Genomic DNA, 20,515 nt, shown 5'->3' with positions numbered 1-20,515 from the left:
CAAACCACAAAGGATTCGGCCAGCCCGGGGTATAAAACAATTGGCACTGGCTTATCAAGCACCCTGTTGAGTTCTCAAAGAACAACCACACACCAGTCGAGCGTCCCACATGCTGGGAACCCGCTTGGGGCAACTCCTCTAACTTACTCGTCTCGCCTTTCCGGGTCAACCTCGGGTTCGAGGTGATCAAGAAGGTGCGATCGAGACCCACGACGACGCACGCCGCTTCGCGGCGGTCGTTGCTGTCATGGGAAGCCGCAGACCGGCCGATCGCCACTCTGTGGCAATCCGCCCGGCTCCTGCCGGCTTCGAAACTCTACCCGGTCGGCTTCGCGATCGCAACCCCTTGTCCGGAGTGTTTCGCACCGCCCGAATCCTCAGTCCCGCTCGGCGTCTCCGCCACGAGCCTGGTGCCCGCTATCAGCCGGTTTGTCCGGCCTCCCGCGTGCAGAGAGAAAGTTACGCGGCCCGGTCCGAGAAGGCAAATCGGCGGCAATCACTGTCCAACGCGCACAGCCGGCTCACCCCGGTCGCGGAGCGTCCTGCACTGCCCATCGGGGAAGGAGACGGGCGGAAGGACACTCGTGATGGCTGCGCGGGCTCCGGTGCCGCTTTCGGCGTGCCAGAGTGTCTGTCATGGATGACCTCCCCCGCACCCGGGTGACCGTGCTCGCCGAGGACGCACTGCTCGGACTGCTGCTGCCGTTCTGGCAGCTGGTCATCGGCGCCTTCGTGCTCTTCGTCGTCCTGGTGTCGGTGACCCGGCTCGCCCGGCGGGGACGATCCCGGATGACGACGGCGCTCCTGGTCACGGCCACCGCGATCGCCGGTCTCACCGTGATGGGCGTGCTGCTCCAGGGCGAGTGAGGCTAGAGGCGGCGGTTCGCCAGGCTCGGCAGCTCGGCCCGGATGGTGTGCAGCCGGTCGAGGTCGAGGTCGGCGACAGCCAGCCCCGGGCCGTCGGGCACCTGGGCGAGCACCGTCCCCCACGGGTCGACCACCATGCTTCGCCCGTAGCAGGTCCGGCCCGGGTCGTGGTCGCCGGTCTGACCCGCGGCGGCGACATAGCACTGGTTCTCGATCGCCCGCGCTCGCAGCAGCACCTCCCAGTGGTCCCGCCCCGTGTGCATGGTGAAGGCTGCCGGCACCACCAGCAGGTGGGCGCCGCCATCGGTGACAAGCTGCCGGTAGAGCTCCGGGAAACGGAGGTCGTAGCAGATCGACAGGCCGACGCGGAGGCCCTCGACGTCGACGACCACCGGCTGGTCGCCGGGCGCGACGGTGGCTGACTCCAGGTAGGAGACCCGACCGGGGATCTCCACGTCGTACAGGTGGATCTTGCGATAGCTGGCCGCGAGCGCTCCGGTGCGGTCGAACACCAGGGAGGTGTTCCAGGTGCGGGCCGGGTCCGGCCCGCGCTCGCGGACCGACCCGGCGATCAGCCAGATGCCCAGCCGCCGGGCGACGCCGGCGAAGAACTGCCCCACCTCGCCGTCCACCGGCTCCGGCTCCGGCAGACCCGCCGTCGGGCCGAGATAGTCGACGCTCTCCGGCAGCAGCGCCAGGTCCGCGCCAGCTGCGGCGGCGCGTTCCAGCATGGCCTCCGCGGCGGCGAGGTTGGCCTTGAGGTCGTCCCGGGTGTTGAGCTGGCAGACGGCGACGCGCATGGGATCAGCGTACGACCGGGGAATGGCCCGCGACAGCGTCGGAGCGTACGGGTCTCGATGTCCTGTCCGCCGTTGCCCGGTCACCGGCCGCACGCGGACACGAAGCCGCGCCCGCCCTGCTCGGACGGGCGCGGCGACGGCGGATCAGGCGGACTTCTCCTCGCGGTCCCGCCGGGCGCGCCGGCCGGTGAACTCGCGCGGCACGATCGTCGGGTTGACGTTCTCCAGGACCACCTCGCGGGTGATCAGCACCCGGGCGGCGTCGGGGTTGCTCGGCACCTCGTACATCGCGGAGAGCAGGACCTCCTCGATGATGGCCCGCAGCCCACGGGCGCCGGTGCCGCGCAGCATGGCCTGGTCGGCGATCGCCTCCAGCGCCGGCTGGTCGAACTCCAGCTCGACGCCGTCGAGCTCGAAGAGGCGCTGGTATTGCCGGACCAGGGCGTTGCGCGGCTCGGTAAGGATGCGCACCAGTGCGGTGCGGTCGAGGCTGCGCACGCTGGTGATGACGGGGAGCCGGCCGACGAACTCGGGGATCAGGCCGAACTTCAGCATGTCCTCCGGCATGACCTGGCTGAAGATGTCGTCGGTCGAGCGCTCGGAGACCGAGCGCAACCGGGCACCGAAGCCGGTGCCGCCCTGGCCCCTGCGGGCCTCGATGATCTGGTCGAGCCCGGCGAAGGCGCCACCGCAGATGAACAGCACGTTGGTGGTGTCGATCTGGATGAACTCCTGGTGCGGGTGCTTGCGCCCGCCCTGCGGCGGCACGTTGGCCACCGTGCCCTCCAGCATCTTGAGCAGCGCCTGCTGGACGCCCTCGCCGGAGACGTCCCGGGTGATCGACGGGTTCTCCGACTTACGGGCGATCTTGTCGACCTCGTCGATGTAGATGATGCCGGTCTCGGCGCGCTTGATGTCGTAGTCCGCGGCCTGGATCAGCTTGAGGAGGATGTTCTCCACGTCCTCGCCGACGTAGCCGGCCTCTGTGAGCGCGGTGGCGTCGGCGATGGCAAACGGCACGTTCAACATCCGGGCCAGGGTCTGCGCCAGATGTGTCTTGCCGCACCCCGTCGGGCCGAGCAGCAGGATGTTGGACTTGGCCAGCTCGACGGCGTCGCTGCCGGAGCCCGGCGCGCCCGCCGCGTCGGCCTGGATCCGCTTGTAGTGGTTGTAGACCGCGACGGCGAGCGCCTTCTTGGCCTGGTCCTGCCCGACGACGTAGTTGTCGAGGAACTGGCAGATCTCCATCGGCTTGGGAAGCTCTTCCCACTTCACCTCGCCGGACTCGGCCAGCTCCTCTTCGATGATCTCGTTACAGAGATCGATGCACTCGTCGCAGATGTAGACCCCGGGGCCCGCGATGAGCTTCTTGACCTGTTTCTGCGACTTCCCGCAGAAGGAGCATTTCAGTAGGTCGCCGCCGTCACCGATCCGTGCCACCTACGTTCTCCCTGCACTCGTCGGCCGGAGACCCGGCCCTGACCTGCGGACGTGTGACGCGCCCGCCTCGTTCACCCCGCTCGTCACCCCGTCGGCTGACCGGCGGAGCGGCACAGACCCGACGTTACCCGCTGCCGGAGGTTTCTCCGACCCCCAAAACGGGTGTGTCAGACAGTCGGCCGGGAGCGGGCTCCCGGCCGACCACATCCGAGCTGTTTCAGCTGGCGGCGTTGGCCGCCAGCAGGCCCTTCTTGCGGCTGGTGAGGATGGTGTCCACCAGCCCGTACTCCTTGGACTCCTCGGCCGTCATGATCTTGTCACGGTCGATGTCCTTACGGACCTTCTCGATCGGCTGGTTGCAGTGCCGGGAGAGCATCTCCTCGAGCTGGGTCCGCATCCGCAGGATCTCCCGGGCCTGGATCTCGATGTCCGAGCCCTGCCCGTAGCCGCCCTCGGTGGCCGGCTGGTGGATGATGATCCGCGAGTTCGGCAGCGCCATCCGCTTGCCCGGCGTGCCGGCGGACAGCAGCACGGCCGCGGCGCTCGCCGCCTGGCCGAGGCAGACCGTCGAGATGTCCGGCCGGACGTACTGCATGGTGTCGTAGATCGCCGTCATGGCGGTGAACGAGCCGCCGGGCGAGTTGATGTACATGATGATGTCGCGGTCCGGGTCGGTGCCCTCGAGCGTCAGCAACTGCGCCATGACGTCGTTGGCGGACGCGTCGTCGACCTGGACGCCGAGGAAGATGATCCGGTCCTCGAAGAGCTTGTTGTAGGGGTTGGACTCCTTCACCCCGTACGACGTGCGCTCGACGAACGACGGCAGGACGTAGCGGTTGTGCACGGCCGCGAACTGGGGCGGCAGGCTCAGGTCGGTCATCCTCAGCTCCTCAGCTCAGGGTCCCGGCGCCATCCGGAACCTGGGCGGCCCCGATGATCACCTTGTCGATGAAGCCGTACTCCATGGCCTCCTGGGCGGTGAACCAGCGGTCGCGGTCGGAATCCGCCTCGATCTGCGCCTGGTCCTGACCGGTGTGGAAGGCCACCCGCTCCTGGAACATCCGCTTGGTGTAGAGCATCTGCTCCGCCTGGATGGCGATGTCGGACGCGGTGCCGCCCAGACCGCCGGAGGGCTGGTGCATCATGATCCGCGCGTGCGGCAGGGCGTAGCGCTTGCCCTTGGTGCCGGCGCAGAGCAGCAGCTGCCCCATGGAGGCCGCCATCCCCATCGCCACGGTCGACACGTCGTTGTCGATGTACTGCATGGTGTCGTAGATCGCCATGCCGGAGTAGACCGAGCCGCCCGGCGAGTTGATCCACAGGAAGATGTCGCGGTCCGGGTCCTCCGCGGCGAGCAGCAGCAACTGCGCGCAGATGCGGTTGGCGACCTGGTCGTTCACCTCGCTGCCCAGGAAGATGATGCGCTCCTTGAGCAACCGGTTGTAGACCGAGTCGTCGAGGTTGCCAATGGTGTCGCCACCGCGGGCTTCGATCGCCCGGAGCGGCTTCGCTTTGATGTGCATGTCGGTCATGGCAGCCCTTCGCTCTCCGTACCGTCCTACCCGACACTAACCGCTCAGCCGGATGGCAGAGTCCCGGTCCGGGCAGTGTTCGCTATCAGCGCAGTACCGCCGAGGCGTACCCGAAAAAGGGATTCGGCCGCCGTCCACCGCAGGCGGCGGACGGCGGCCTCACCCGACGATCAGTGCTCGTGGTTGTGCTCGGCCTCGTTCGCGGCACGCAGCGCGTCGAGGGTGACCTCGTTGCCCGCCGCGTCCTTGATCTTGATGCGCTCCATGACCGAGGCCAGGGCCTTGCCCCGCCGAACGTCACCGAAGACGGCACCGGCGGCGCCCGAGCGGACAAGCTGGTCGTAGTACTGCTGCGGGGCCATCCCGGCGCGCTGGGCCCGGTGCACGATCTCGTGGCCGAACTCGTCGTCGGAGACCTGCACGTCCTCGGCGTCGGCGAGGGTGTCCAGCAGCAGCTGGATCTTGACGCCCTCGGTCGCCGCCTCGTTCAGCTCGGCGTCGATCTGCTCCTCGGTCTTCTCCTCGGCCGCGAGGTATTCCTCCAGGGAGGCACCGATCCGCTCGAGCTGGTCGACCATCGCCTGCTTGCGGTTCTCGACCTCGTCGCGGACGACGCCCTCCGGCGCCGGCACGTCGGCGGCGGCCACGAGCTGCTCCAGCGCCTTGTCCCGGGCGGCGTAGATCTGCTCGACCTGCTTGCCCCGGGTGACCCGCCCGCGCAGGTCGTCGCGCAGCTCGTCGATGGTGTCGAACTCGCTCGCCATCTGGGCGAACTCGTCGTTGAGCTCCGGCAGCTCCTTCTCCTTGACCGTGCGGACGGTCACCGCCACGTCGGCGTCGCGGCCGGCGAAGTCGCCGCCGACGAGCTGGGTGGTGAAGGTGGTGTCCTCGCCGGCGGCCAGGCCGACCACGGCCTCGTCCAGGCCCGGGAGGAGCTGCTTGCTGCCGACCTCGTGCGAGATGTTGCTGGCGGAGCCGCCCGGCACGTCCTCGCCGTCGACGGTCGCGTTCAGGTCGATCTGGACGTAGTCGCCCTCCTGCGCGGCCCGCTCGACGGTCTTCAGGGTGGCGAACCGCTCGCGCAGGTTCTTCACCTGCTCGTCGATCTCGCTGTCGTCGATCTGGAGCTCGTCGACGGTCACCTCGATGGTGGCCGGGTCCGGCAGGGTGATCTCCGGGCGGACGTCGACCTCGGCGGTGAAGTTCAGCGAGTCACCGTCGTTGAACTCGGTGATCTCGACCTCGGGGCGGCCGAGCGTCTTCAGGTCGTGCTCGCGGACAGCGGCGAGGATGTTCTGCGGGATGGCCTCCTGCACCGCCTCGTTCAGGACGGTGCCCCGGCCGACCCGCTGGTCGATCACGGCCGACGGAACCTTGCCCTTGCGGAAGCCGGGAACCTGGACCTGCTGCCCGATCTCCCGGTACGCCTTCCTGAGGCTCGGCTCGAGCTCGACGAACGGCACCTCGATGGCGAGCCGCACGCGCGTCGGGCTCAGAGTCTCGACGGTGCTCTTCACAGGCGTACTCCTTGACGGATCTCGGTTTTAGTCTGGGCGTGATAAGCCCATCGAGTGTAGGCGAGCCGGCCGGGCGGGCCGGCAGCGGCCGGGACCGCGCGGAGGGCGACCCCGGCGACCGGTCGCGAACGACAGTCGGGGTGGCGGGATTTGAACCCACGGCCCCTCGCTCCCAAAGCGAGTGCGCTACCAAGCTGCGCCACACCCCGTGGCGACGAGCATTCTATGCCGTCGCGACCCGCCGGACGCCCCGGGGCATCACCCAACGCGCCGAAGGGGGACCAACTGGACATCTGCCCCCTCCGGTCGGCCGCCGCCGCGCCCGCCACGCGCCGCCTCGGGGATACGGCCGCGCGGGCGACGCGGGTCATTGGGTAGGCTGTCGGCGCGCCCCGCAGTGGCGGGGCACACGCGGGCGTAGCTCAATGGCAGAGCTTCAGTCTTCCAAACTGACGGTGCGAGTTCGATTCTCGTCGCCCGCTCCAGCAGTACCGGCCCAGGTCAGCGGCTTTGTCGCCGAGCCTGGGCCGCTCTCGTTTCAGCCCTCTTTGATCTTGCGTGCCATTGGCGTGCCAGGAGCGCCGGCCGAGGTGTCTGGTGTGCTGGTAGCGCTGGAGGATGGTGGACGAGGTCTTCATCCAGGCGCAGGTGCGGGCGGCACCTGCCGCTGTCGATGCGATCACGGATGAAGCGACCGGAGCGAACGTGATCATCGTCTGCTCCGGGTGGGGTGACGGCATCTACCCGACCTTCATTGGTTATGCCGCCGACGGCGGGCTAACCAGCTTCGTCACCGACTTCCTGGTCGTTCCGGACCAGACGGCTGATCGCCGCCTACTGGCAGCTATGAGACAGGGTGGAGGCGGCCAGGAGGGTGTGCGGGTCGAACAGGGTTCTCCAGGGCTGGCCTGACTCGGTGCGGACTTCGATCTCGTGGTCGCTCATGAACCAAGCGCTATCGAAGGTGCCCTCCGGGGGTGACCCATCGAACGGCGTGGCGAAGCATGCGAGGTCCTGGTTGGCTTCCCGGCTCCTCAGCCCGGCCCGGGACCGTATCCGCAAGATATCGAAGCCGGCCATGAACTCGCGGTAGCGCAGCAGAACCACCTCGAACGAACCGCCCGGGGAGAGGGCCACGACCTCGGTGCTGTGTGGCTCCACGTCGTGGAGGCCGTGGACCGACGGCGATGGGAGGAACAGGAGTCCGCCACAAGGCGCTACCAACGCCAGGACGGTCGCAACCACGACCGTCGTCCGCGCCAGCGCTGGCCGCAGGACAAGCCACGCCGCGATGCCGAGCAGCACCGGTGCGGCGAACAACGCGGCCACCACGACCAACGACCGGCCGAACGGCATCAGGTGTACGTAGTGCCACGGATTGCGCCGGGCGACGAACACGGCTGTCAGGGCAACGACGACCAGGCCGGTAAGCACGATTGCCGTCAGACGCCGACGGGAGACGTTCATCGGTCGCTGCCTGACTCCCCGCTCGATCACTCGCTCATTGAGGAACACCAGCGATGCCCGCACCGAAGAAGTATCCCCACCGCGCCCCGTCGCCCGCTCCACAGCTCCCGGCCCGGGTCAGCGGCGTTGCCGCCGAGCCTGGGCCGTTGTCGTGTCAGCCCTTGCCACCGGTCCCAGCAGCAGACTGACCCGAGCCAGCATGTCTGACGACATAGCTCCAGGGCGGCGAAACGCGTACCTGGCCTCGCTGATCCGCCCGCCCGGGGTCAGGGTCCAGTGCTGCGGACCCCAGCAGCCCTGCTCCTCAAGGAGCATTCGCGCCAGCGCCCCAGTGTCTCCGGCGGCGCCGCAGGCGGTCAGCATCGCAGCGAGGACGTCGTCCGCGTCCAAGGGGAGGTCCGCGTCACTCATGATCGGCAACAACAGAAGGAAGGCATGTGGGTCAAGGCGCTGGGCCGATCCGGCTTCGGCCGCCTCACGCGCGACGGCGAGCAACTCCGGCCAGCACAGCCCAGGCCCTCTGAAGCAGCCTTCGACCGCAGCCAGGGGAACCGTCGCCGTCCAGTCAGGATGGTGCAGGAGATAGTCGTACCCGCCTTCCCCGGGAAGGTTGCGGTACAGGACATGAAGCCCGTGCCCTGCCGAGAGCGGGACTGACAGCACCGGCCACCGGCGCTCGTCGCTGACCCGTGCGAAAAACTGCATCAGGTCGGCCTTGCTGACCCCGAATCCCGTACACAGCGGCTCTTCGACGCCGTTGGTGCACTGCAACAAGTGGCTCGCCCAGAACAGTGGCTCGTCCAAGAGGTACGCCCCATCAACCAAGGGGTCGTCTTCATAGCCTGGAATCATGGGCATCGGCTGATGCTGGCACAGATCTCTGACCCCAGCCGGCCCCCCACACGACGCCAACGGCCGTCAGCAGGCGTTTCCGGGCATCTCGGAGCGGTGATCCCCTCTCGACGGGTGCGCCACCCGGGCCCCGGCTCCTGAGCCCGCTCCCGCTCCACCGCGTAGGACAGGGGACTGTGGCCGCGGTGCGCAGGCGAGGGCATCGCTCCCGCGGCGGGGATGGCAAGCTGCGCGTTGTGACACCTGACGACACCGGCCCCTTCGTCAACGTGAACCGGAGTCCGGAGGACAGCCAGTACGCCTGCCCGTGCTGTGGTTACCTCACACTGAGCGAGCGCGGCGGCTACGAGATCTGCGATGTCTGCTTCTGGGAGGACGACGGTCAGGACGACCACGACGCCGGACGCGTACGCGGCGGGCCGAACCGGAACCTGAGCCTGCTCGACGCCCGTCGCAACTTCGCCGCCCTCGGAGCGGCCGACCCGAAAGACCTGAAGCACGTACGGCCACCCCGACCCGAGGAACGACCGCCCGGCCGTCAGGGCCACACCGCCTGAATCAGGGGCCAGTGGTCAGCGGCGACGGTCAGACGTCCTCGGTGTCGTCGTCGCCGTCCTCGTCGCCGTCCTCGTCGCCGTCCTCGTCGCGTAGCAGGCGATCGAGGTCTTCCGGTCTCATTCGCTTGATGTCGGCCTCGAGCTTGCGGCTGTAGCGGCGGTCGTTCGGGTCGCTGCCGTTGCCGGCCGCCACGCGTCCGTACGCCTTCATGAACGACCCGAGCTCACGTCGAATCCGATCCTGGCGACGCCCCACAGCTCCCTCGGCAGGAGGCTGCGATCGTCCTCTCACAGCATTTTCCCGTGTCGACGGGTGGTTCAGGCCGACGTTGGTGCCGTGGCGGTCGCGACGACGGTTGACCATCATCGAGCAGACCGTCGGCTGCTTCGAAGGCACGGCGTTGGTCAGGAGATGCCACCGTCGCTCTGTAAGAGTTGGCCGTTGATCCAGCCCCCGTCGGGCGAGCACAGGAACGCGACGAGGTTCGCGCAGTCCTGCGGGCGACCGAGGCGACCGAGCGGCGTGGCCCGTAGGACGGCAGCCTCCATCTCTGCGGTCATCCAGCCGGTATCGGTTGGACCCGGATCGACGGCATTGGCGGTCACGCCGAGGTGGGCCAGCTCTCGAGCAGCGGCCAGGGTGATCCGGTCGAGAGCCCCTTTGCTGGCTCCATAGGGCAGGTTACCGACGGTAGCGTCACTGGTCAGGCTGACGATCCGTCCCGTGCCATGTGCCCCTTGAAACCGCTGGGCGTACTCGCGGATCAAGAGCCAGCTTGCCCGGGTGTTGACCGCGAAGTGACGGTCGAAGCTTTCGATGCTGGTATCAAGCAGGCCCGAATTGACGCTCTCGCAGTGGCTGAGAACGAGCGCGCTGACCGCGCCCAACTCTCGCTCCACAATCTCGAAGATGCCAGCCGTAGCGTGAGGGTCAATCAGGTCCACCTCGATCGCGGCGGTCTTCGCCCCGTGCTTGGCGGCTTGGTTGCTGAGCTGCGTCACGGCCTCGGGATCAGTTCCCCAGGGCATCCGCTCGTCGTACGGGGTCCAGTAGGTGAAGCCAACATCCCAGCCGGTCTGAGCCAGCGTCAGCACCACTGATGCGGCGATGCCGGCGCTGCGGCCGGCACCGGTCACCAGGGCGACGGGTCGATGCTGTTGATTCGTGCCATCCACATGGTCCGTGCCATCCACGAGCGCCATCCGTGGCCCCACCCCCTCGATGCGCCATCCTTGCTGCCCTGCCCAGAGGCCGTCACTCGCCGCTGTATCCCCGGGACCGGGCGGTTATCCGAACCGGTCAGCCAGCTTCGTCAGCTTGGTGACGTAGGCCGGCCAGTCGTAGTCCTGGGGGATGTTGCTGTTCTTCCGCCGCAGGCCGATCGCCGTGTCGTGCTGCTCGCGCATGATGTCCGCGTGACCGGCATGACGGGTCAGGTCGCCGGTCACGTGGATGATGATCCTTTGCAGCGTGACGACCTGCCCATCCGGCCGCCACCACGACACTCGCCCCGGTGCGTCGAGCGGTAGCTGTTCGATCGTCTGATCCGCGAACGCCCCGACCCTGCGGTACAGATCGATCAGCCCGTCCTTCGTCTCGTCCTCCCGCGCGTACCAGTCTGCCTGCGGATCCTCCTCGAACACCTGCAGGGGCACCAGTTCGTCAGGCGTCGGGAACTCGCGCCCGAAGGTGGGCCCGAAGTAGCCGGCTTCGACGTTGAGGCAGTGCTTGAGCAGCCCCAGCAGGTTGTTGCCCGTCGCGGTCCGGGGCAGCCTGGCTTCGCGCTCGCTCAGCCCGTCGAGCTTCCAGATCAGGTCTTCGCGAGTCTCTTGTAGACGCTCGTGCAGCGCAGCCTTCAGGTCCCCCAGATCAGTCATGTCTGCCAGTCTTCCTCATCCGCCGAGCCACCCTGCGAGGCGTCGCACGCGAGGCGCCGCAGGGCGGCGAGTTCGCCCGTAGCGGAGGCTGGTGACGGCGGCCAGCAGAATTCGGGGGTCAAAAGCGGGCGGGAAGCTGCCGGCCGCGAGAACCTGGGCAACGGTGCCCACGCAGCGCTCAGGGTGTGATGCTTCCCCGCCCTCGAATGCGGCACGGGTTGCGGCGGGTCAGCTCGTGGCGTGCCAGGCCCGGATGGTGGTAACAGCGATGCTGGCGGGTCCCAGTGCGGCCTGATGCCGTCTTGGTCCGATGAGCTAGAAGTCGAGTCGGTACCGCTGCTCGGACCGGCCGGTGCGCGGGTGCGGCGTGGACTCGCCGTACGGGATCCAACCGAGGCGGCCGTACAGTGCGACCGCCCGATGATTGTCCGTGTAGACGGCCAGCTCACCTCGAACGAAACCAGCGGCAGCAAGGTGGTTCGGAAGCGCCAGCAGCAGTTGCCGACCGATGCCCCGCCCCCAACTGTCGGGCCGTACTCCGAGGTAGCGGAGCTCGGCGGTCGACTCGCCCCCGGAGACGGGCTCGACCGCGGCGAAGCCGACGACCCGGTCGCCGGCGGCAAGCGCGACCAGCAGCATTGACCTGGGTGAGCTGTCGACCACCGCCTGGATGACGGGTCGAGCCAGGTCCAGTGGTGCGACCTCCGCTTCGCCATCGCGGGCGGCCGTCGTCTCGGCCCAGATGGTGGCCGCCTCGTCGAGGTGCTGTCCGTGGCTGGCCACCCCTACCCGCACGTTGGTCATCGGCTCAGTCTGCTCATGCCGACTCACCGTGGCGACAGTTTTCTTCCGTACTTGCACCGATGACTGAGAATGGCCTTGCCGCGGTGTCGCCCCCAATCCCCCGCCCCCGCCAGCCGAATAGGGGCGCGTGCCCACCGGTGTGCGGTTCGGGCGGCGACCGTTCAGGCGGCCGTCTCGCGGGAGAGTTCCAGGACGGGAATGGTGCGGATCCCGGCCGTCTTCTGCGCGTACTCCGCGAACCCGGGGTACCGGCGGGCCTGCTCGTCGTACCGCTGGTCGCGTTCGTCTCCGCTGAGTTCCCGGACCCTGACGGGATAGGTCTCGGTGCCACGTTCGACGGTCGCGTGGCCGGCCGTGACGAGGTTGTAGTACCACGCCGGGTTGTCCGGTGCCCCTGCCTTCGACGCGAAGACGTAGACGACATCGTCGTCGGTCTCGTGTGGCAGGTACATCATCGGGTTGACGAGTTCGCGCCCGCTCTTGCGGCCACGGTGGTGGACCAGCACCATGGGCGCGCCGGCGAAGGGGCCGCCGACGCGGCCTTCGTTCGCCCGGAACTCGTCGATCACCTTGGCGTTCCAGTCGCTCACAGTTTCACCTCGTCGCGTCGGGCCCAGGTCGCGTCTCGCGTCCGGTGGAAATGTACCCGCCGGTGAGATCAGGATGTGGAAGGCCGGGCAGGGACAAAGGGGGCGCGAGTGAGGGGACGGCTGACAGCCGAGCGGCTGACGCTGGTGACCACGGTCGACCGGTGGTTCCATCTGGACCGGCCCGTGTTGATCGAGCGTGGGCAGGTCTACTGGATCGATCGCGGGACCAGCGAGCTGTGCGTCGACCGGGGAGACGGTCGGATCACCCGGACCGCTGGCTGGCTGTGCCGCTGAGCCCTCGACGGCGAGGGGAGGCACTCCGCGCGGTCATGGCGATCCACCGCCACGATCGGTCGCCGCATCCGGGGCTCGCCCTACGCCCGGGAAGCCAGGATCGCAGCCTCGACGCGCAGTCCGACGCCGGCCAGGACGAGGAGGCCGGCGAGAAGATGCGGCTCCGCTGAATCGGCCGAGATCGTGAGCGCGGAGACCAGCAGGCCCGACAGCAGTGCGGCAGTGCCCACCACGCGAGTGTTGGCAGCCCGGCGAGATCGAAGGTCCACGGCGGGAACCGTAGCGGAGGCCGGGCCCGAGAGCTGTCCGTCTCGCGACCCGGGCGCCGCGAGCGCGGCGCCCGGTTAGCAGCCGACGGGCTTCGGGCTCGCTGACGATTGAGTGGGTACGCGTCACCGACCTCGCCCGGTCGAGGAGTCGACGGGCGTTCGCTGAGTCCCGCCCCCGGTCTGGCAACCGACAAGTTTCCTCGCCGAGATCGACCCCGCTACCGGCTACCTGGCGGAGTGACGACGACCTCGGTCGCGGTCGGCCCGCGCGGGTTTCCGACCGGCGCCGGCTCGGGGAGGGCGCGGAACAGCAGCCAGGCCAGGGCCGGCAGCACGGGCAGCGGGGCGAGTGCCGCCTGGAGCGAGGTGGCGTCGGCGACGCTGCCGATCAGGGGACTGGCCAGGCCGCCGATGCTGACGGTCAGGCCGAGGGTGATGCCGCTGGCGGTGCCGACCCGGGTGGGCAGGTAGTCCTGGCCGAGGGTGACCTGTAGCGAGAACGGAACGGCGAGACCCACGGAGGTCAGGGCCACGAACACGTAGAGCGCGGGGCCGGGGACCGACACGACTCCCGCCGTGGCGGCCACGGTGCCCAGGTACGACCAGCGGGCGACGGTGATCCGTCCCCAGCGGCCGGCGAGTCTTCCGCCGAGCACGGTGCCCACCGCGCCGCCGAGGTAGAGCACGAACAGCGCCAGGGCGCCCGCCGACCGGCCGCCGCCGGTGCGCTGCTCGGCGTAGACCGAGATGAACGTGCTCAGCCCGACGAACAGTACGGACCGGCAGACCACGGCCAGCGACAGCCGCACGAACGACGCGCGGTCGTCGGTCCCGGCCGGAGTCGACGGGCCGCCGCCGACGCGGCCGTGGTTGCCCAACACCCGCAGCACGGGCAGGCACAGCGTGGCGCCGACGAGGGCGGGCAGCACGAGCAGCGGCGTGAACCGCAGACCGCCATGGGCGACCACCAGGGCGACCAGGACGGGCGCGGCGGCGAAGCCGAGGTTGCCGCCCAGGGCGAACCAGCCCATCGCCGCATGGCTGCCCCGGCTGGCGATCCGCGCGAGGCGGGCGGACTCCGGATGGTAGGCGGCGACCCCGATTCCGGAGACCGCCACGAAGAGCAGGGTCAGCATGTACGAGCCGCTGAGGCCGCTCAGCGCGATGCCCAGCCCGCCGAGGATGGTGCTGACGGGCAGCAGCCAGGGCAGCGGCCGGCGATCGGTCAGCGCGCCGAACAGCGGCTGCGCCACCGAGGACAGCAGGGACGCGGCCAGCACGATGCCGGAGGCGGCGGCGTAGCCGTACTCCCGCTCGGCGATGAAGTACGGGACGAGCGACGCCACGGCGCCCTGGTAGACGTCCACGCAGGCATGCCCGACCGACAGCAGGACGATGGGTCTGTTCCTCGGCACCCGGCAATGCTCGCCAGCACCGCCGCTGTCGCGCTTCCGGTAACCTGCCACCTGATGCCGGAAGTCCGCCATTCTCCCGTCGCCCCGACCCGCGCCCTGTGGTTGACGCCCGGCTCCGGGATCGACGCGCACCGGCACGACGACCACCAGATCGTCTACGCCGCGCGAGGGGTGCTGGCCGTCAGCACCGACGCGGGGGCGTGGGTCGCGCCCGCCACCCGCGCCATCTGGATACCCGCCGGGGCGGTGCACGCCCACCAGGCCCACGGCCGGCTCGAACTGCACCTGGTCGGCCTGCCGACGACGGAGAACCCGCTCGGTCTGGCCCGGCCGACCGTGTTGACCGTAGGCCCGCTGTTACGTGAGCTGATCCTCGCCTACACCCGTCGCCCGCACGACGACAGCCCGGCGCGCGAGCGGCTGCGGGCCGTACTGCTCGACGAGCTGCGGGCCTCCCCCCAGCAGCCCCTGCACCTGCCCGCTCCCCGCGACACCCGGTTGGCGGCACTGTGCGCGGCCCTGCACGCGGACCCGGCCGACAATCGCACCCTCGCCGCGCTCGGGAGGCAGGTCGGCGCGAGCGACCGCACCCTGTCCCGGCTCTTCGCGGCCGACCTCGGCATGAGCTTCCCGCAGTGGCGTACGCAGCTTCGCCTGCACCACGCCCTGCTCCTGCTGGCCGACGACCTGCCGGTGACCACGGTGGCGCGTTCGTGCGGTTGGGCGTCGGCCAGCGCGTTCATCGACGCGTTCCGCCGCGCCTTCGGGCACACCCCCGGAGCGCACCGGAGATGAGGCGCGAGGCCGGGCCGCAGCGCTAGACACACCACCAGACGTACAGGTGCTGGTCGGGAAGCCGGACCTGCCGGGCCAGGTCGCGCAGTGCCAGGACGGTGCTGTCGAGGTCGCCGGGAGCCCAGGGGCCCACCCACTCCTCGGCGGTCGCCCAGCGCGCCGCGACTGCCGGGATCCGCTCGTCCGGCAAAGCCGACAGTGCCCGGACGAAGCCGTCAGCGATCCGCTCGACGCCCGACGTCTGATCCTCAGCGAGTGCCACCAACCGGTCGGCAGCCCTGAACCGGCTGCGGTCGGCGGGAGGGCTCTGCCCTTCGGCGACCGGCGCCTCCTCGATGATCGCCCAGAGTCGGCTGCCGAGGACCGCGGGCTCGACCCACTTCAGCGCCAGCTTCGGCAACTCCTCGCCGGCCGGGCCGCACCCGGCGAGCGCCTCGGCCCGCTCGTCGGTGGCGACGAAGTAGTCGGTGATCATGCCCATACCGGCGAGGCTACGGGACCGGGCCGACACCCGGCCGTGGGCCTGATCGGCGCACCGGAGGGCGTCGGGGTGCGATCGGCGTCGGTGCGGTCGCTGCGTACGATGCGGGGCCGGGCATTCCCTCGCCCCGGGGAGGTGGCGGCAGATGTCAGGCCAGCACGAGGGGTACGCCCTCGGCGTCGACCTCGGCACGTCCCACACCGTCGCCGTGCTGCGCCGACCCGACGGGCACACCCGTCCGCTGCTCGTCGACGGGCAGCCGATCATCCCCTCCGGCGTGTACGCCGACGCGGACGGCCTGCTGCACGCCGGCCGGGACGCCCAGCGGCTGGCCCGCACCGATCCGGGCCGGTACGAGCCGAACCCGAAGCGACGCATCGACGAACCCGCGGTGATGCTGGGTGATCGCCGGTATCCGCCGGCCGAGCTGCTGGCGGCGACGCTGCACGCGGTGGCCCGGGCCGCCGTGGAGGCCGTCGGGTTCCTGCCCCCGGCCGTGCTCACCTGCCCGGCGACCTGGGACGCGGCCCGGCGTCAGGTGCTGGCCGACGCCCTGGCCGTGGCCGGCTGGCCGTCGGCGGCCGAGCACACGCTCTCCGGCCCCACACCACCGGGCACCCGGCTGCTGCGGGAGCCGGTGGCCGCCGCCCGCTACTACGCGCAGGTGTTGCGCCGGCCGGTGCCGGTCGGCGGGTCGATCGCGGTCTTCGACTTCGGCGCCGGGACCCTGGACGTCGCGGTGCTCCGCAACGAGGGCGCCGATCCGTGGGGCGACTCCGGGTTCACCGTCGTCACGGCGGGCGGCGCCGACGACCTCGGTGGGCTGGATCTGGACGTGGCCCTGATGGGCCGGCTCGGGGAGCTGGTCGCGGGCACGCACCCGGCGCAGTGGCAGCGGCTCACCCGCCCGGAGTCCGCGACGCAGTGGCGGGAGCGGCACGAACTCTGGGAGAACGTCCGGGGCGCGAAGGAGATGCTGTCGCGGGCGGCGTCCGCGCCGGTGGCCGTGCCGGGGGTGGAGGCGGTCGTCACGCTCACCCGGGACGACCTGGAGCGGGTGGCTTCGCCGCTGCTGGGCCGGGCGGTGGCGGTGACCCGCGAGGTGATCGGCGCGGCGGGGCTCGACCCGCAGCAGCTCACCGGCCTGTTCCTGGTCGGCGGGGCCACCCGGATGCCGATGGTGGCCCGGCTGCTGCACGCCGAGCTGGGCGTCGCCCCGACCGTGCTGGAGCAGCCGGAGCTGCCGGTGGCCGAGGGGGCGCTGACCGACCTGCCCCTGCCCCGGCGGGCCCGGGGCGCCGCCGCCTTCGCCGCGCCCGCACAGCCAGCGTCGCCCGCGCAGCCAGCCTCGCCCGCACACCCAGCGTCGCCCGCACAGCCCGCCGCCGCACCGACGCCCGCCGCCGCAGCGCAACCCGCCGCAGCGCCTCCGCAGCCGGGTGCCGCGCCGACGGCCGTCGCCGGACCGGAGGGCGTCACGCCGGCCCTACCTCCCGGTCTGGCGCCGACCGCCGTCGCCGGCCCGCCGACCGCCCCGACCGTGCCCGCCGCGCCAGCGCCGGCCACGCCGTTCGCCGCTCCGGTTCAGCCGATGGCGGGCGCGGCGCCGTTCGCCCCGCCGGCTGCGGTACCGGCCGGTCACGGCGGCCCCGCCACCCCGGGAGGGCAGGCGCCGGGCGTACCCCCGCTGGGCGCCGGACCGGGCGGGTGGCCCGGCGTACCCGTGTCCGGCACGCCGGTGTCGCCACCGGCCGGCGGCGGCCGGACCGGGCCCGCGCTCCCTCGGCGCCGGGCGCTGTGGATCTCGCTCGCCGCCGTGCTCGCCCTCGCCGGCGTGGGGATCGCGGCGACGCTGTACCTGACCCGGGACCGCTATCCCGCCCTGGAGTTCCGCACCTCCGTCGAGCTGGTGACACGGGTACCCGCCGGCACCGAACGGCCGGCGGACATGTTCACCGCGGTCCTCGGCGACCGCGCCTACCTCGGGTACCCGCTCCCCGACGGGCGGCTGGAGGTGGTGGCCGTCGACGCCGACACCGGCGCGCAGAAGTGGCGGCGGCAGACCCAGACGTCCGCCGAGCGGTGGAAGGGGCTCGTCGCGCTGCCCGAGGGGGTCGCGGTCTTCGCCGACGCCATCGGCGACGACACCCCCCGCGACCTGGCGCTGCTCGGCGGCGGCACCGGCGACCAGCGCTGGCGCCTGCCGATCCTGGGCAACGACGACATCATCTTCGGCGAGGGAGTCGCGGTACGGGTCGACCGCGCCGGGAAGCAACTGGTCGGGCTGAGCCTGAGCAACGGCAGCCAGGTCTGGGCGAAGCCCAACCCGCGCGACGACTACGACAACGCCCGGACCACGGTCCACCCGGTCACCACCGACGCGGCGCTGGGCGGGCCGGCCTTCCCCGACGGCTCCCCGCGCAACCCCTGGCTCGGCAAGGTCCGGCAGATCGTGCAGGTGGGCGCGGACCGCTCCGTCCAGCTGCGCGACATGGGCACCGGCGACGTGGTCCGCACGTTCGCCGGGGTGGCCGACCACGACGACCTGGTGGTCGCGCACGAGGACCGGCTCTACGTGGCCCGCGACGACGCCAACTACCAGTTGCTCGCGTACGACCTGACGAGCAACGCCGAGCCGAAGGTGCTGTACACCGCCCGGGACGACCGGCGACGGCCGAAGGCGCTGGTGCCCTGCGGCGAGCACCGGGCGTGCGTGCTGGAGGTCGCCGGCGGCGACGACGGGACCGCCGAGGTGGTGGCGGCGACCGAGGAGAAGTCGACCTACTGGAAGGCGCCGGAGGCGACGCGACTGGTGCCGCTCGGTGAGCACCTGCTCGCCCGGCGGACCTTGCCGGACTCGGCAAGCACGCTGTTCGGCCCGGACGGTCGCGCCGTGCTGCGGGACCGTGGCGGGGTGGCGGTCCGGCTCGACGCGGGAAACCTGCTGCTCTTCGCCGAGCCGTTCAGCTCCGTCGAGGACGATCGCAGCGTCGCCGGGATGGCGACGGGCGCCGACGGCGTGACGAACATGGGTCAGCTGGAGGAGGTCCGCAGCGAGACGTGCTCGTGGAACACCAGCGTGATCGTCTGCGGCGCGGGAAAGGCCAGCGGGGACGCCGACTCCCCGTACGGCTTCGTGCTCTACCGGTTCGCCGAACGGTAGCCAAAACCCGACAGCAATTCATCTCGATCTATATAACCGATAGCCTCCTCCCAACGGCCACGCTGCTCCGCATGCGGTCACGAGCCGGCGCGGAGCCGACAGGAGGAGGACCGGCAGATGACACTTCCCCGTACCCGGCGATGGCGGGCGCGCGTGGTGGGCGTACTCACCGCCGCCACGGTCGTCGCCACGATGGGGGCCCCGGCGAACGCGTCCCCGGACGGCGTGGTCCTGCACGCCGACCACCCGGCCGCCGTCGACGGATACCTGGTGGCGCTCAGGGACGACGCCCTCGCGGGCGCCGGCGACCGGCGGGCCGCCGTGACGCGCGCCGCCGACCGACTCGCCGACCGCTACGGCGCCACCGTCGGCCACGTCTACGGGCACGCGCTCACCGGTTTCGTCGCGCACCTGCCGGAACGGGCGGCCCGCCGGCTCGCCGCCGACCCGGCCGTGGCGTACGTGGAACGGGACCGGGAGGTGAACCTCATCGGGCCGGGCGTGCAGCTCAACCCGCCGTCCTGGGGGCTGGACCGGATCGACCAGCGCCACCTCCCGCTCGACGGCCGGTACGCCTACCCGAACACCGCACACAACGTGCACGCGTACATCCTCGACACGGGCGTGCGCAGCACGCACACCGACTTCGGCGGCCGGGCCGGCGGGGGCGTCGACCTCGTCGACGGCGGCCCGGCGGACGACTGCAACGGGCACGGCACGCACCTCGCCGGCACCGTCGGCGGCACCCTGCACGGGGTGGCCAAGGAGATCCAGCTGCGGCCGGTGCGGGTGCTCAACTGCGCCGGTAGCGGCACCTTCGCCCAGGTGGTCGCCGGGGTGGACTGGGTCACCGCGAACGCCGTGCGGCCGGCGGTGGCGCTGCTGGCGCTCGGCGGCGGCGCCAGCACGGCGCTCGACAACGCGGTGATCAATTCGATCGCCTCCGGCGTCACCTACGTCGTCACGGCGGGCAGCTCGAACGCCAACGCCTGCAACTACTCTCCCGCGCGGGTGGCGGCGGCGTTGACGGTGGCCGGCACCACCAACACCGACGCCCGGATGCCGAGCGGCAACTACGGCAGCTGCCTGGACCTGTACGCGCCCGGCGCCAACATCAGGTCCACCTGGTACACCGGCGACACGGCGGTGACCACCATCAGCGGCGGCTCGATGGCCGCAGCGCACGTCGCCGGGTGCGCCGCGCTCGCCCTGTCGGCCAATCCCACCTGGACTCCCGCCCAGGTGGCGGCGTATCTGATCGGCAGGGCCACGACCGGCGTGGTCAGCGGCGTGGTCGCCGGCACGCCGAACCGGTTGCTCTACTGCGGCCCCTGATCCGCGCGGGCGCCGGGAGCTGACGCCCGCGCGGCGGACCGGAGCCCGGCGCCCACCCGCGCGGCCCGTCGACCGGCGGGCCGCGCGGGCCGGCTTGACCGACGCTCGTCGACCCTTGCCCCCGGCGGCGCCCCCGGCTACCGTTTGATCGATGATCGACTATCTGGTCATCGGCGCGGGCATCGCGGGCGCCAGCGCCGCACGCCACCTCGCCGCGTACGGCACCGTGGTGCTGCTGGAGATGGAGCAGGTCCCCGGCCAGCACTCCACCGGCCGCTCGGCCGCGATGTTCAACGAGTACCTGGGCGGTCCTGCGGTGCGCGCGCTGGCCCGGGCGAGCCGGGGCTTCCTCACCGCGCCGCCGCCGGGCTTCGCCGAGCACCCGCTGCTCACCCCGCGCGGCGTGCTCAGCCTCTGCCCGCCCGGCAGCGAAGACGCCTTCGAGGCGGCGCTGCGCGA

Annotated in this window: 23 protein-coding genes and 2 tRNA genes; 9 read left to right on the top strand and 16 right to left on the bottom strand. The window is 70.9% G+C overall.

What is annotated here, in order from left to right:
- Positions 1-636 precede the first annotated feature (636 nt).
- On the top strand, positions 637-867 hold the full coding sequence (locus ABZ809_RS33580; RefSeq protein WP_357566681.1) for a hypothetical protein: 231 nt from the start codon (positions 637-639) through the stop codon (positions 865-867).
- A 2-nt stretch (positions 868-869) separates the two neighbouring features.
- Here the strand turns inward: ABZ809_RS33580 and ABZ809_RS33575 are convergent, their stop codons facing one another.
- The 6 genes from ABZ809_RS33575 to ABZ809_RS33550 form a co-directional block, all read right to left on the bottom strand.
- Positions 870-1,667 (bottom strand): carbon-nitrogen hydrolase family protein, encoded by a 798-nt coding sequence (locus ABZ809_RS33575; protein ID WP_357566680.1) that lies wholly within the window; start codon positions 1,665-1,667, stop codon positions 870-872.
- A gap of 144 nt (positions 1,668-1,811) precedes the next feature.
- The gene (clpX, locus tag ABZ809_RS33570; RefSeq protein WP_357566679.1) at positions 1,812-3,107 is read right to left on the bottom strand and encodes an ATP-dependent Clp protease ATP-binding subunit ClpX; all 1,296 of its coding nucleotides are present in this window, start codon (positions 3,105-3,107) and stop codon (positions 1,812-1,814) included.
- A 217-nt stretch (positions 3,108-3,324) separates the two neighbouring features.
- Positions 3,325-3,987 carry an ATP-dependent Clp protease proteolytic subunit gene (locus ABZ809_RS33565; RefSeq protein WP_357566678.1) on the bottom strand — a complete coding sequence of 221 codons (663 nt, stop codon included), beginning with the start codon at positions 3,985-3,987 and terminating at the stop codon, positions 3,325-3,327.
- Positions 3,988-3,997: 10 nt separating this feature from the next.
- Complete coding sequence (locus ABZ809_RS33560) at positions 3,998-4,639, bottom strand: ATP-dependent Clp protease proteolytic subunit (protein WP_357566677.1); 642 nt, start codon at positions 4,637-4,639, stop codon at positions 3,998-4,000.
- 170 nt (positions 4,640-4,809) lie between these two features.
- The gene (gene tig / locus ABZ809_RS33555) at positions 4,810-6,156 is read right to left on the bottom strand and encodes a trigger factor (RefSeq protein ID WP_357566676.1); all 1,347 of its coding nucleotides are present in this window, start codon (positions 6,154-6,156) and stop codon (positions 4,810-4,812) included.
- A 135-nt stretch (positions 6,157-6,291) separates the two neighbouring features.
- Positions 6,292-6,365, bottom strand: a tRNA-Pro gene (locus ABZ809_RS33550).
- Positions 6,366-6,567: 202 nt separating this feature from the next.
- Here ABZ809_RS33550 and ABZ809_RS33545 point away from each other — a divergent pair.
- Positions 6,568-6,641, top strand: a tRNA-Gly gene (locus ABZ809_RS33545).
- A 133-nt stretch (positions 6,642-6,774) separates the two neighbouring features.
- A complete protein-coding gene (locus tag ABZ809_RS33540) occupies positions 6,775-7,068 on the top strand; it encodes a DUF4241 domain-containing protein (RefSeq protein WP_357566675.1) in 294 nt (97 codons plus the stop codon).
- On the opposite strand, the gene ABZ809_RS33535 is transcribed toward ABZ809_RS33540, so the two are convergent.
- Together ABZ809_RS33535 and ABZ809_RS33530 are read right to left on the bottom strand one after the other, a co-directional pair.
- Entirely contained in the window at positions 6,991-7,686 is a 696-nt protein-coding gene (locus tag ABZ809_RS33535; RefSeq protein WP_357566674.1) for a hypothetical protein, read from the bottom strand. The two genes, ABZ809_RS33540 and ABZ809_RS33535, sit on opposite strands and share 78 nt — an antisense overlap.
- A gap of 54 nt (positions 7,687-7,740) precedes the next feature.
- The gene (locus tag ABZ809_RS33530; RefSeq protein ID WP_357566673.1) at positions 7,741-8,481 is read right to left on the bottom strand and encodes a hypothetical protein; all 741 of its coding nucleotides are present in this window, start codon (positions 8,479-8,481) and stop codon (positions 7,741-7,743) included.
- Positions 8,482-8,711: 230 nt separating this feature from the next.
- On the opposite strand from ABZ809_RS33530, the gene ABZ809_RS33525 reads away from it, so the two are divergent.
- Complete coding sequence (locus tag ABZ809_RS33525; RefSeq protein ID WP_357566672.1) at positions 8,712-9,032, top strand: CPCC family cysteine-rich protein; 321 nt, start codon at positions 8,712-8,714, stop codon at positions 9,030-9,032.
- Between the two features lie 28 nt (positions 9,033-9,060).
- Here the strand turns inward: ABZ809_RS33525 and ABZ809_RS33520 are convergent, their stop codons facing one another.
- The 5 genes from ABZ809_RS33520 to ABZ809_RS33500 all read right to left on the bottom strand — a co-directional run bounded on the left by ABZ809_RS33520 (position 9,061) and on the right by ABZ809_RS33500 (position 12,304).
- Positions 9,061-9,399: a hypothetical protein gene (locus ABZ809_RS33520; RefSeq protein ID WP_357566671.1), complete on the bottom strand. Its 339-nt coding sequence runs from the start codon at positions 9,397-9,399 to the stop codon at positions 9,061-9,063.
- A gap of 38 nt (positions 9,400-9,437) precedes the next feature.
- Positions 9,438-10,235 carry an SDR family oxidoreductase gene (locus ABZ809_RS33515; RefSeq protein WP_357566670.1) on the bottom strand — a complete coding sequence of 266 codons (798 nt, stop codon included), beginning with the start codon at positions 10,233-10,235 and terminating at the stop codon, positions 9,438-9,440.
- A gap of 84 nt (positions 10,236-10,319) precedes the next feature.
- The gene (locus tag ABZ809_RS33510; protein WP_357566669.1) at positions 10,320-10,910 is read right to left on the bottom strand and encodes a DinB family protein; all 591 of its coding nucleotides are present in this window, start codon (positions 10,908-10,910) and stop codon (positions 10,320-10,322) included.
- A 315-nt stretch (positions 10,911-11,225) separates the two neighbouring features.
- A complete protein-coding gene (locus ABZ809_RS33505; protein ID WP_357566668.1) occupies positions 11,226-11,714 on the bottom strand; it encodes a GNAT family N-acetyltransferase in 489 nt (162 codons plus the stop codon).
- A 161-nt stretch (positions 11,715-11,875) separates the two neighbouring features.
- Complete coding sequence (locus ABZ809_RS33500; protein WP_357566667.1) at positions 11,876-12,304, bottom strand: nitroreductase family deazaflavin-dependent oxidoreductase; 429 nt, start codon at positions 12,302-12,304, stop codon at positions 11,876-11,878.
- Between the two features lie 108 nt (positions 12,305-12,412).
- Here ABZ809_RS33500 and ABZ809_RS33495 point away from each other — a divergent pair, with 108 nt between their 5' ends.
- A complete protein-coding gene (locus tag ABZ809_RS33495) occupies positions 12,413-12,598 on the top strand; it encodes a hypothetical protein (RefSeq protein ID WP_357566666.1) in 186 nt (61 codons plus the stop codon).
- Between the two features lie 80 nt (positions 12,599-12,678).
- Here ABZ809_RS33495 and ABZ809_RS33490 read toward each other — a convergent pair whose 3' ends face one another.
- Together ABZ809_RS33490 and ABZ809_RS33485 are read right to left on the bottom strand one after the other, a co-directional pair.
- On the bottom strand, positions 12,679-12,828 hold the full coding sequence (locus ABZ809_RS33490) for a hypothetical protein (RefSeq protein ID WP_357566665.1): 150 nt from the start codon (positions 12,826-12,828) through the stop codon (positions 12,679-12,681).
- A gap of 257 nt (positions 12,829-13,085) precedes the next feature.
- A complete protein-coding gene (locus tag ABZ809_RS33485; protein ID WP_357566664.1) occupies positions 13,086-14,282 on the bottom strand; it encodes an MFS transporter in 1,197 nt (398 codons plus the stop codon).
- 54 nt (positions 14,283-14,336) lie between these two features.
- Between ABZ809_RS33485 and ABZ809_RS33480 the strand changes: the two genes are divergently transcribed.
- Positions 14,337-15,077, top strand: coding sequence for a helix-turn-helix transcriptional regulator (locus ABZ809_RS33480; RefSeq protein ID WP_357566663.1), 741 nt, complete (start codon positions 14,337-14,339; stop codon positions 15,075-15,077).
- Between the two features lie 22 nt (positions 15,078-15,099).
- Here the strand turns inward: ABZ809_RS33480 and ABZ809_RS33475 are convergent, their stop codons facing one another.
- On the bottom strand, positions 15,100-15,558 hold the full coding sequence (locus ABZ809_RS33475) for a hypothetical protein (protein WP_357566662.1): 459 nt from the start codon (positions 15,556-15,558) through the stop codon (positions 15,100-15,102).
- A 145-nt stretch (positions 15,559-15,703) separates the two neighbouring features.
- Between ABZ809_RS33475 and ABZ809_RS33470 the strand changes: the two genes are divergently transcribed.
- The 3 genes from ABZ809_RS33470 to ABZ809_RS33460 all read left to right on the top strand — a co-directional run.
- The gene (locus ABZ809_RS33470) at positions 15,704-18,721 is read left to right on the top strand and encodes an Hsp70 family protein (RefSeq protein WP_357566661.1); all 3,018 of its coding nucleotides are present in this window, start codon (positions 15,704-15,706) and stop codon (positions 18,719-18,721) included.
- A 117-nt stretch (positions 18,722-18,838) separates the two neighbouring features.
- Complete coding sequence (locus ABZ809_RS33465; RefSeq protein WP_357566660.1) at positions 18,839-20,056, top strand: S8 family peptidase; 1,218 nt, start codon at positions 18,839-18,841, stop codon at positions 20,054-20,056.
- A 151-nt stretch (positions 20,057-20,207) separates the two neighbouring features.
- Positions 20,208-20,515: FAD-dependent oxidoreductase (locus ABZ809_RS33460; protein ID WP_357566659.1), on the top strand; the 308-nt coding region annotated here is incomplete at its 3' end.

This window comes from Micromonospora sp. NPDC047074 (assembly GCF_040643815.1).
Classification (GTDB): domain Bacteria; phylum Actinomycetota; class Actinomycetes; order Mycobacteriales; family Micromonosporaceae; genus Micromonospora.
This window is presented reverse-complemented; position numbering and strand designations above follow the sequence as displayed.

Coding starts and splice junctions, on each gene's coding strand:
- ABZ809_RS33530 (WP_357566673.1), bottom strand. CDS start 8,481: ATGCCCATGATTCCAGGCTATGAAGACGACCCCTTGGTTGATGGGGCG.
- ABZ809_RS33540 (WP_357566675.1), top strand. CDS start 6,775: ATGGTGGACGAGGTCTTCATCCAGGCGCAGGTGCGGGCGGCACCTGCC.
- ABZ809_RS33505 (WP_357566668.1), bottom strand. CDS start 11,714: ATGACCAACGTGCGGGTAGGGGTGGCCAGCCACGGACAGCACCTCGAC.
- ABZ809_RS33565 (WP_357566678.1), bottom strand. CDS start 3,987: ATGACCGACCTGAGCCTGCCGCCCCAGTTCGCGGCCGTGCACAACCGC.
- ABZ809_RS33580 (WP_357566681.1), top strand. CDS start 637: ATGGATGACCTCCCCCGCACCCGGGTGACCGTGCTCGCCGAGGACGCA.
- ABZ809_RS33575 (WP_357566680.1), bottom strand. CDS start 1,667: ATGCGCGTCGCCGTCTGCCAGCTCAACACCCGGGACGACCTCAAGGCC.
- ABZ809_RS33520 (WP_357566671.1), bottom strand. CDS start 9,399: ATGATGGTCAACCGTCGTCGCGACCGCCACGGCACCAACGTCGGCCTG.
- ABZ809_RS33560 (WP_357566677.1), bottom strand. CDS start 4,639: ATGACCGACATGCACATCAAAGCGAAGCCGCTCCGGGCGATCGAAGCC.
- ABZ809_RS33475 (WP_357566662.1), bottom strand. CDS start 15,558: ATGGGCATGATCACCGACTACTTCGTCGCCACCGACGAGCGGGCCGAG.
- ABZ809_RS33480 (WP_357566663.1), top strand. CDS start 14,337: ATGCCGGAAGTCCGCCATTCTCCCGTCGCCCCGACCCGCGCCCTGTGG.
- ABZ809_RS33465 (WP_357566660.1), top strand. CDS start 18,839: ATGACACTTCCCCGTACCCGGCGATGGCGGGCGCGCGTGGTGGGCGTA.
- ABZ809_RS33470 (WP_357566661.1), top strand. CDS start 15,704: ATGTCAGGCCAGCACGAGGGGTACGCCCTCGGCGTCGACCTCGGCACG.
- ABZ809_RS33515 (WP_357566670.1), bottom strand. CDS start 10,235: ATGGCGCTCGTGGATGGCACGGACCATGTGGATGGCACGAATCAACAG.
- ABZ809_RS33510 (WP_357566669.1), bottom strand. CDS start 10,910: ATGACTGATCTGGGGGACCTGAAGGCTGCGCTGCACGAGCGTCTACAA.